Source organism: Faecalimonas sp. LCP19S3_D12 (genome assembly GCF_052121495.1).
Taxonomy (GTDB): domain Bacteria; phylum Bacillota; class Clostridia; order Lachnospirales; family Lachnospiraceae; genus Faecalimonas.
In genome coordinates this window covers 36,708-45,430 of record NZ_JBQKED010000027.1, presented here as the reverse complement: position 1 = coordinate 45,430, position 8,723 = coordinate 36,708, and the positions used below count along the sequence as shown (strand labels likewise).

Genomic DNA, 8,723 nt, shown 5'->3' with positions numbered 1-8,723 from the left:
GCGACGAAAGCCGCACGCACGGTGCGACGTGGGGGAAAATCCGTCCTGACTACCATATCGGGAGATATGGCAAAAGCGGCGGATTACCTATCACAATCAGGTGTGGAACCGTGTGACCGTAAACCGTGTAGCCCATAAGTCTACCCGATACTATATAGATGAGTTCCATTTGCTTTTGAAAGAAGAGCAGACTGCAGCTTATTCCGTAGAAATCTGGAAGCGATTCCGTAAATGGGGAGGTAAACAAAACACAATACTTAAAATATTGCAAAGGAGTATTGTGTATGCCGTCTTAATTGAAGCCGAAGGAAACAATTAAGAGTATAAGTGGAGAAGAAAACGGGAAGGGGGTTGCAACCCTAATCCGAGTGGAAGTTTCAGAATAATATTTGAAACACACGCAACGCATAGAGCCTGAACCCCAATCTGTGATGTTTGGGAATATAATGGCTCCACGAGGCTCCGCTGTCGTTTCGGCTTGTGTAAAAACACAGGACAAAAAGATATGCTATGCCGGGAATGAAAGGACATTCCGATGAAAATGAGTGAAAACTCCGGAGGGACAGATAAAAAACTGTCTGTTAATCACAAACAGATACCAACAGGAATTACGCAGAACATTAAAGATCTCCTTGCCAGCCGTGAAATTGAGAATATTTTTGAAAACTCTGATTTCATTTATATGCTGAATCAGGCGGCGGGAGATAGACAGATTTTAGCAAAGCAACTGAATATTTCTCCGCATCAGCTTTCCTATGTGACAAATAGCGGGGAAGGAGAAGGATTGATTTTTTATGGAAATGTCATCATTCCTTTTAAAGACCGTTTTAATCATAATCTGCGCTTATATTCGCTTATGACAACCAGACCTTCGGATTTGGAAAAACATGCAGGAAAAGGCGCTTAGGATAAAGCAGAGAAAAAGGAAGTGATATACAATGCAGGAACATAAATATCAGGCAAGAGAAAAGCCAGTCGGGGAGATAGAACGTGAGGAAAAAACAAAGATCAGACAGGAAGGAAAGGGGCTGGCACGGGATAGACCGATTGAAAAGGTACTATTGGAAAAACATATAACGGATAAAGAAACCGTGCCTGCAGAGAAAGAAAAACAGGAAGTTTCAGCCGGACAAAGAAAAAAGAAACAAAACACGTTGAGAAGCTTTGCAAGCAACAGAGAAGAAGACGTAGATGGAAAGTTTACCAGAGAACCTGTTACCATTTCAGAGCCGGAGGAGAAATTGGAAGGAGAGAATGGAAAGGAAGAATTATCAGAACATTCTCTCCGCATGGGAAATCTTCGGGGAAAAGCAAAGAACCAATCTTTAGAGAGTGAGAGTTCGCAACGGGACAGCCGTAAGAAAAAGCTGGTACAGGAACATGCCCGCAAGAGAAAAACAGAGGGAGAAAATTCGGTCAATCCAGAAGAGGAAAAGGGAAGGAAACCGCAGGATACCTCTTTAGAACATGTTCGGGAGAAGAAACAAAAGAAGAAGCGATTGCAAGAAGAAACAGCACGTTCCCAAAAGAAACTTTCTTTTTCTGATGAGGGAAATGGCATGATTTGTGGTGCAGGAATGGGAATTGCAAAAAAAGGAATTTCTGTAACAGCCAGTACCATTGAAAACTCTTTGCAAACACAGGAAACAGATGAAAATGCAGCGATAGAGGGGGCAAAGCAATCCGGAATACTAAGTGAAAAATCCTTACGTTATGCTGTAAAAAAATCAAGACAACAGGCACAGTATCATAAAGGAAGATATAAAGAGGAAGAATCCGTAAAGAATTCTTTGCATTTTGATTCTGTGCAGGGAACTGCAGACAATATAAAAACAGAGAGAGCAGGGAAACTGGCACAGGAGAGAAAACATCTGTTAAACCGTTTCTGGCAAAAACAGCGCTATAAAAAAGCAAGGCAGGCAGCACAGCAGGGAGAAAAGACAACTGCGGAGGCAGCAAAGACAGCGCAGACTTTTTTAGAAAAAGCGAAGAGCATTGTAACTTCCTTTTTTAAGACACATAAGGGATTTTTGGGAATTGTGATTGCGATTCTTCTATTTGTCCTGATGATAGGTGTGGGAATGTCCAGTTGCAGTGCGGTCTTTCAAGGGACTGTTTCGACAGTTGTAGGGACAACCTATGCCAGTGATGATGAAGATATTTATGCCGTAGAAGCTGCTTACTCCAAATTAGAAGCAGAGTTAAATCAACAGATTAACAGTATGGAAGCTCGACATGAGGGCTACGAGGAATACCGCTATCAGGTGGACGAGATTTCACACAATCCGTATCATCTGATTTCTTATTTTACAGCCTTATATGGGGACTTTACTTATGAACAGGTGGCAGGAGAAATAGAAGAAATCTTTCAACAGCAATACCATTTAACGACAGAAGCAACCAAAGAGGTTGTAACAGAAACAAAGAAAGTAAAAGTAGGAGAATCTCTTGGAAAGGTTGTAACCAGTGGATACTGTAACTGTTCTATTTGCTGTGGAAGCTGGTCAGGCGGTCCGACAGCAAGCGGTGTCTATCCAAAAGCAAACCATACCATTGCAGTAGATGCCAACAATCCGTTTGTGCCCATTGGAACAAAGGTTGTCATGAATGGTGTGGAGTATACGGTGGAGGATACGGGAGCATTTGCCCGTTACGGAGTTCAGTTTGACGTTTATTATGACAATCATGCGGCGGCTTCTGCACATGGACATCAGACTTGGGAGGCTTTTATTGCGGATAGTAATGGAAAAAATGAGATTGAAGTTACAACAACACAGGAAGTAAATCGTATGGACATTACCCTGACAAATAAAGGTTTGGACGCTGTTCTTCGCAGCCGCATGGACGAAAATGAAGAAAAACGTTATGACATTTATAACACCACTTATGGAAATCGGGACTATCTCTTTGATAAGAATACCATTCCAATGGGTGGAGGAAATGGCGGTTTTGGATATGAAATTCCACCGGAGGCTTTGACGGATGAACGCTTTGCCAATATGATACGGGAAGCAGAAAAATATTTGGGTTATCCCTATGTATGGGGCGGTGCATCTCCAAGCACCAGTTTTGACTGTTCCGGTTTTGTATCATGGGTAATCAATAATTGTGGCAATGGCTGGAATGTGGGACGGCAGACTGCAGACGGGTTACGTTCCTGTTGTGCTTATGTTCCACCGGAACAGGCAAAGCCGGGAGATTTAATTTTCTTTCAAGGCACGTATGATACGCCGGGAGCAAGCCATGTGGGGATTTATGTAGGCAATCAAGTGATGATTCACTGTGGTGATCCCATTCAGTATGCAAATATCAGTACCCCATACTGGCAGCAACATTTTATGGCATTTGGCAGACTTCCTTAAAAAAGAGATGGAGGCAGGATATTGAATAAGAAGTTACAAAAAGTGTTAGATGAAATTGAAAAAACAGAAACAAAGATTGCACAATGGCAGGAACATTTGAAAATGCTGCTGGTTCAGAAGAAGCAGTTGGAAGATACGGAAATTTTAAAGAGTATCCGTTCCATGCACCTTGAGAGCCGGGAGCTTTTGCAGGTTTTAGAAAAACTGCAGAAAGGCGAGTTTCAGTTTACTGGGAATCGTTACGAAAATCCACGCAAAAGTGATTTTTCAGAAAAAGAGGAAACGAAGGAGGAAACAAATGGTGAACGTGAAATTTAAAAAATGGCTGGCAGCCTGTATTGTAAGTATGGGAATTGTTTGCAGTACCGGTGCGACAGCATTTGCATATACAGGAGAAGGAACACCGACAGAACAGGGAACGGAAGCGCCTACTCCGATACCGGAGCAGACACCAGCACCACAGGAGGGACAGACGGAAGAAGGAACCCCGTTTTCTGTTCCGGGGAACGGGCAAATTCTGGACGATAAGAACAATGACAGCACAAAGCAGTTTTTGACAGTTCAGACAAAGAACGGGAATACTTTTTTTCTTGTTTTAGACCGATCCAGTTCTACGGAAAATGTATATATGCTTTCTATGGTAGATGAAAATGATCTGGCAGAATTTGTTCCAGAAAAGAAGCCGCAGACAGAAACCCCGTCTGTGGTCATTCCGGAAACAGAGAAAAAACCGGAGGCAGAAAAGCCAGAGAAAAAAGCAGATAAGGCAGAAAATCAGACGGGCGCACTGCTTGCAATCGGTTTACTTGCGGCAGGCGGCGCTGGAGCCTATTACTATTTTAAGGTTGCAAAACCGAAAAAGGCAGAAACAGATGCCGAAGATGAAGATTTGGAATTTTATAACGGTCCATATATCAATGAAGATGAAGATGCAGAGGATGCAGAAGAAACAGAAGAATAGAACAAAACAGGGACAGCTTATGAAAGGGCTGTCCTTTTTGAAAAGGAGAGGAACAATATGTTTTTAGTATTAGGAGAAAAGCCCAGTGTTGCACAGGCATTGGCAGAAGTATTAGGGGCAAAGAAAAGAGCGGACGGTTATCTGGAAGGAGAGGACTGTATTGTAAGCTGGTGTCTGGGACATTTGGCAGAGTATGCAGCTCCGGAAGTATATGATGAAAGGTATAAGAAATGGGAGTTTGCAGACCTTCCAATTCTTCCAAAGGCATGGGAGTTACGGATTGCCAAAGATAAAAAAGAGCAGTTTGATGTATTAAAAGAATTATTAAACCGAAAAGATTTGGAATATGTCGTAAATGCCTGTGATGCAGGTCGAGAAGGGGAACTGATCTTTAAAAGAGTGTATGATTTATCGAAAAGCAGCCTTCCAGTGAAAAGACTATGGATCAGTTCTATGGAAGAACAGGCAATTTGTGATGGATTTTCCAATTTGAAAAATGGAAAAGAGTATGAAAGACTGTGTGAAGCTGCTGTTTGCAGGGCAAAAGCGGACTGGCTTGTTGGCATGAATGCCACCAGAGCATTTACAACTACTTATTATAAGAGAATGGTCGTAGGAAGAGTACAGACGCCCACTCTTGCTATGTTAGTGGAACGTCAGAAGAAAGTGGAAAATTTTGAGAAAGAAGCCTATTATCAGGTGGAACTTCCGGTGCTTGATTTTTTTGTTACATCAGAAAAAATGAAAAAAGAAGAAGAGGCAGATACACTGGTAAAAATGTGCGAAGGAAACCCCATTCATATTTTAAAAGTGGAACGCAAACAGAAAAAGACAAATCCGCCAAAGCTATATGATCTTACTACGCTGCAAAGAGAAGCAAACCGATTTTTTGGATATACGGCACAGGAAACATTGACAGAGCTGCAGAAATTGTATGAAGAAAAATGGGTAACGTATCCCAGAACAGACAGCCAGTATATTACGGAAGATATGGAACAGTCTGTACTGGAACTTTTGGATATTCTTTCAGATATGCTTCCTTTTTGTAGCAGGGAGCTGGTAGGGAGGAATGTAGGGGCAATCATCAATAACCAGAAGGTTTCCGATCATCATGCACTCCTTCCAACAAAAGAAGCATGGAAACAGGATATAGGGGCTTTATCGAAAAAACAGAAGGATATTTTTTATCTGATTGGACAGAGATTAGCACAGGCAGTTTCAGAAGCGGCAATTTTTGAAGAAACAGAAGTATCGGCAGAATGTGCAGAACACCTTTTTGCAACAAAAGGGAAGAAGGTGGTGGAACCGGGCTTTCAAAAAATTTTGAAAGCGTTTCAGGAAAAGGTGAGAAAAACAGAAGAAGCGGGAGAAAAAGAGGAACAAGTTTCGATTTCGGAAAATATTTCAGACGGAATGGAAATAGCAGGAAGGACACCGGAAAAGAGAAAGCGTTTTACAGCACCGCCAAAACCGTATTCCGAAGATACGCTGCTTTCTGCAATGGAAACAGCCGGAAATCATTCTTTTGATGTGGAAACCGAGAAGAAGGGCTTGGGAACTCCTGCAACACGAGCGGGTATTATTGAGAAATTGGTGTCTTCCGGATATGCCGTAAGAAAGGGGAAACAGCTTCTTCCTACGAAAGAAGGAATTGCATTGATTTCTGTATTGCCAGAAGAACTAAAATCAGCGGCTTTAACAGCAGAATGGGAGAATGAATTACTTCGTATGGAGAGAGGGGAAGTTACCAGTGAAACATTTATGGAGGACATTACGGAATTTGTCCAGAAATTGATTGCAGGTTGCGGGGAAATCCCAAAAGAGGAACGATACCGTTTTTATGAAAAAGAAAGTATCGGGAAATGTCCGGTATGCGGAAGTCCTGTGTATGAAGGGAAAAAGAATTTTTATTGTTCTTCCCATGATTGCAATTTTGCCCTCTGGAAAGAGAGTCGTTATCTCGTTGGAATGAAAAAGACGTTGGATCAGAAAATGGCAAAGGAACTTTTAGAGCATGGGAAAACCCGTGTGACTGATTTTTATTCCCAGAGGACGGGAAAGAAATTTACAGCAGACTTATTGCTGGAACTGCAAGGGGACAGGGCAAGCTTTAAAATGGAATTTCCAAAAAGAAAATAGAAAGAAGAGGAGGGATTGTTCATGGGAAAACTCTATGAGATTTTGGGGCTTGCCCAATATGAAGCGGAAAAAATCAGCAGTTCTCCAAGAGATTGGCTGCATTATCTGGATACTGCATCACAACTGTACCGTTACTCTTTTTCTGATACACTTTTAATTCATGCACAGCGTCCGGGGGCAACTGCCTGTGCAGAGCTGGAAATTTGGAATCACAAAATGAAACGGTGGGTAAACCGGGGAGCAAAAGGGATTGCTTTAATTGATGACAGATACCCGAAAAAAAGACTACGGTATGTATTTGATGTTTCTGATACACATAAAGTGCAGGGTGGAAAAACACCATATTTATGGCAGTTGAAGGAACATCAAAAGGAGCCGCTTTTGGATCATTTGTCTGAGGTATATGGTCTGGCAGGAGAAGATACCGTTGCCCTTACGTCGGCACTTTGGAAAATTGCACGAGATATGACAGAGGAAAATCTGGAAGAAGCAATGGAAGGTCTGGAATATGAAGTAGAAGGCACTTTTTTAGAAGATTTGGACGAACAGACCATACAGACAGAGTTCCGGGAGTTGCTGCAAAACAGTATCTTTTATTCTTTGTCACGCCGCTGCGGTCTTGATCCTATGGACGTTTTGGAAGAAGGAGATTTTACTGCAATTACAGATTTTCGTTCGATGTCAGTCCTTCCATTTTTAGGAAATGCAACCAATCAGATTGTAGAACCGATTCTTCGGGATATTGGGCGGACAGTATGGAGAATGGACTGGGAAGAACAAAAGGAAAAATCTCAAAAAAGGGTTGAAAATTCTTCTCGGACACATTATAATGAGTTTAACACGTTAATGCAAGAAAGTGAAGGAAATGGAGGAAATGAGAATGGAACTGACATACTACCGCAAAGGGGATTACCTGTTTCCGAACCTGACAATAGAAAACGAACCAGTGAACATCGGGAAGTACGGAATGCTTCGGAAGACATTCCTGAAGGAAAACCGGAAGAACTGGTATCAGAGCATGCTGCTGACAGGAAAATTGGAGAAACATCTGATGGAAATCGAGAAAGCAGCACAGGAGAGAATGGAAGTTCTGATGAATGGACTTCTTATGCAATATCCGGCTCCGGACAAGGAGGCAGATCAGATGAAGTGGGTGGCACACATGAACAATCTCCAGCAGATGGCAGAGGAGAGCGTTTTGACGGAATTGGTATACAATTAAGTGAGGAACAAACAGAACAGGATTTCGATGGAGCAGAGGAAGAAATTGCCTCTGCTCTTTCTTTGCCCCAATTACCTCCCGTAGAAAAACAGATTCGTGAAATTGAAGAAAGGCAGGCTGCTCTTTATGCAAAAGAAGTGACAATTCCGGCAGAAATCGTAGATGAAGTATTGCGCTATGGAGGAAACCGGACTGGAAGCCATTTACGGATCATCTATAATTTTATGATTGAGCAGCCAGAAGAAGCGTATACAGAATTTGTCCAAAAAGAATATGGAAAAGGTGGTATCGGTTTACAGATTTCAGGAAGGGAGTATGCTGTCTGGTATGATGAATTAGGTATGCAGATTGTAGTGGGGCATACGGTACGTGATCATGTATTAGATAAAGTATTCTTATCTTGGGAGGAAGCCAGTGGAAGAATACACCAGTTGCTCAGACAGGGAGAGTATGCACCACAGGTTGTCTTAGATGCTGCGAGAGAAAATGCGCTGAAAGAACATGCAGACGCTTTAATCTATATGGAACGGGATATGGCAGAGGGCGTCGCAGAACTGGTATTTGAAGATACAGAAGTATTCCACAATACCTTTCCGACGGTTACAGAAAAGGTATGTGCATTACTGGAGCAGCCGGGGTATTTGGCAGATTTGAATGAGCGATTGGAAGCGCTGGCAGAGTATTACCAAGAAGATAAAGAAATCATGCGCTTTCATTTTTACCGCCCGGACAAAGTTTTAGAACAGTTTCAGAAATTTGCAAAAGAGGCAGTTCCTTATCAGGCAAGGGAAGGGTTTGCTTGGGAGGAACATCCTATTTTTATTACACAAGATGAGATTGATGCGTTTTTAGGGGGGTGGCGGCTCTTATCGTGATGGAAGACTTAGTACCTATGCTTTTTTTATTCAGGACAAAAGTGAAAGAGAGAAAGCGGATTTTGTAAAGGAAAGTTATGGGATTGGTGGAAGAAGTCATGCCCTTTCTGGTGCAGATCACTCTCATGCGGATTACGATAGCAAAGGACTAAGGCTGGAAAGAG

5 protein-coding genes and 2 pseudogenes are annotated in these 8,723 nt (G+C 42.2%); all 7 read left to right on the top strand.

Features of this window, described 5'->3' with window-relative positions:
- Positions 1-94: 94 nt before the first annotated feature.
- A pseudogene (locus tag ACTQXY_RS09635) lies at positions 95-241 on the top strand (VirB4-like conjugal transfer ATPase, CD1110 family); the annotation flags it as partial.
- Positions 242-595: 354 nt separating this feature from the next.
- A pseudogene (locus ACTQXY_RS09630) lies at positions 596-907 on the top strand (conjugal transfer protein TraE); the annotation flags it as partial.
- 31 nt (positions 908-938) lie between these two features.
- A complete protein-coding gene (locus ACTQXY_RS09625; protein ID WP_441659284.1) occupies positions 939-3,362 on the top strand; it encodes a CD1108 family mobile element protein in 2,424 nt (807 codons plus the stop codon).
- Between the two features lie 21 nt (positions 3,363-3,383).
- The gene (locus tag ACTQXY_RS09620; RefSeq protein ID WP_441659283.1) at positions 3,384-3,680 is read left to right on the top strand and encodes a DUF4315 family protein; all 297 of its coding nucleotides are present in this window, start codon (positions 3,384-3,386) and stop codon (positions 3,678-3,680) included.
- Entirely contained in the window at positions 3,661-4,323 is a 663-nt protein-coding gene (locus tag ACTQXY_RS09615) for a CD1107 family mobile element protein (protein WP_009461693.1), read from the top strand. Before ACTQXY_RS09620 ends, ACTQXY_RS09615 begins: the two co-directional genes overlap by 20 nt.
- Before the next feature lie 57 nt (positions 4,324-4,380).
- Entirely contained in the window at positions 4,381-6,462 is a 2,082-nt protein-coding gene (locus ACTQXY_RS09610; RefSeq protein WP_441659282.1) for a DNA topoisomerase 3, read from the top strand.
- A gap of 21 nt (positions 6,463-6,483) precedes the next feature.
- Positions 6,484-8,559, top strand: a complete 2,076-nt coding sequence (locus ACTQXY_RS09605; protein ID WP_441659281.1) for a hypothetical protein — start codon at positions 6,484-6,486, stop codon at positions 8,557-8,559.
- Positions 8,560-8,723 lie beyond the last annotated feature (164 nt).

Bases quoted from the DNA above. Each gene is read 5' to 3' on its own strand.
- ACTQXY_RS09625 (WP_441659284.1), top strand. From the start codon at position 939: ATGCAGGAACATAAATATCAGGCAAGAGAAAAGCCAGTCGGGGAGATA.
- ACTQXY_RS09615 (WP_009461693.1), top strand. From the start codon at position 3,661: ATGGTGAACGTGAAATTTAAAAAATGGCTGGCAGCCTGTATTGTAAGT.
- ACTQXY_RS09610 (WP_441659282.1), top strand. From the start codon at position 4,381: ATGTTTTTAGTATTAGGAGAAAAGCCCAGTGTTGCACAGGCATTGGCA.
- ACTQXY_RS09605 (WP_441659281.1), top strand. From the start codon at position 6,484: ATGGGAAAACTCTATGAGATTTTGGGGCTTGCCCAATATGAAGCGGAA.